Raw genomic sequence first — 1,286 nt, 5'->3', positions numbered from 1 at the left:
GGGACTGCGGACGATTTCTTGGACCGCTACGCGGCCCTTCCCAGCGCGGCGCGGAACTCGGCCGGCGTGCGGCCGCCGAGCGTATCGCTGCGCCTCTCCGTATTGTAGCGGCCGATCCAGGCCCCGAGCTCCTCGATGAAGCGGGCGGGGGCCCAGCCCGACCAGTCCCTGCCGTGCCAGAACTCCCTCTTGAGCAGGCCGAAGAAGCCCTCCATCGCGGCGTTGTCCGGGCTGCAGCCCTTGGCGGACATGCTCCTGGTGAGGTCGTTGTCCTCGCAGATCGAGATCCAGCCGGGCCAGCGGTAGTGGCCGCCGCGGTCGGAGTGGATGACGGGGCGCTCGCCGGGCGCCAGCCGGGCGCAGGCGTCCTCGAGCGTCGAGTTGGCGAGCGCGGCGTCCGGTCTCTCGCCGGCCCTCCACGCCACGACCGAGGAGTCGAAGCAGTCCCTGATGGCCGACAGGTAGACCTTCCTGCCGGAGGGCAGCCTGAACTCGGTGATGTCGGTGAGCCACAGGAAGTTCGGCAGGGCCGAGCGGAAGTCGCGGCGCACGAGGTTCGGCGGGGCCGGCGTCGGCTCGCCCGCATAGGAGCTGTAGGGCCTCCTCTTCCTCCTCATCCACCTGGGGACCAGGCCCTCCTCGCGCATGATGCGGAGGACGACCTTCTCCGAGGCGCGCACGGGCTCGTCGAGCTCGCGCAGGCGCGCCGTCACGAAGCGGTACCCCCGCGCCCCCTCACCGTCCTCAGTGAAGATCCTGCGCACGAGCGCGCGCAGGGGCGCGAGCCGGTCGGGCCTCGCGATCGCGCGGCGCTGGTACTCATAGGAGCTCTTTGATATCCCCAAGGAACTCGTGAGTTCTCTCAAGGACCACTTCCCGCACGGCCTCAGGCGGTCTATCACCAGGGTCTTCTCCCTGTTCGACATCCCGTCGAGGCTCGCGGCTTTTAAAACGTCGTTCACCGCCCTGAGGACGGCGTTCTCCAGGACGAGGCGCTCTATCAGGGCGTCCTTGTCGTCCGGGTCGATGTCGGGGTACACCGGACCGTCCCCGACGACCTTCGGCAGATCCATCTTCGCGACCGCCCTCCCGACGGTTCCGCCCGCGGCCCCGGCCCTCGTCCAGCGCGCGACGGCGCTCTTGCTCGGCCCGTCGAGCTCCCGGGCTATCTCCCTGCACGAGAGCCCGGAGCGGCGTAGCTCCCCGGCCCTCTCCACTACGGCTCTACTGTATGTCATGCGGACTCCAAACCGGACCTGATGGTCCAACTTTTTGTCCGCAGTCCC

1 protein-coding gene is annotated in these 1,286 nt (G+C 69.1%); it reads right to left on the bottom strand.

Going from position 1 to position 1,286, the window contains the following annotated elements:
* Positions 1–26 precede the first annotated feature (26 nt).
* A partial coding sequence (locus tag DW151_RS10390; protein ID WP_118335760.1) for an IS3 family transposase occupies positions 27–1,286 on the bottom strand: 1,260 nt, incomplete at its 5' end.

Source organism: Collinsella sp. AM13-34, assembly GCF_003473055.1.
Lineage (GTDB): Bacteria > Actinomycetota > Coriobacteriia > Coriobacteriales > Coriobacteriaceae > Collinsella.
Note: the sequence above shows the minus strand (reverse complement) of the source record. Positions and strands in the feature narration are given on the sequence as shown.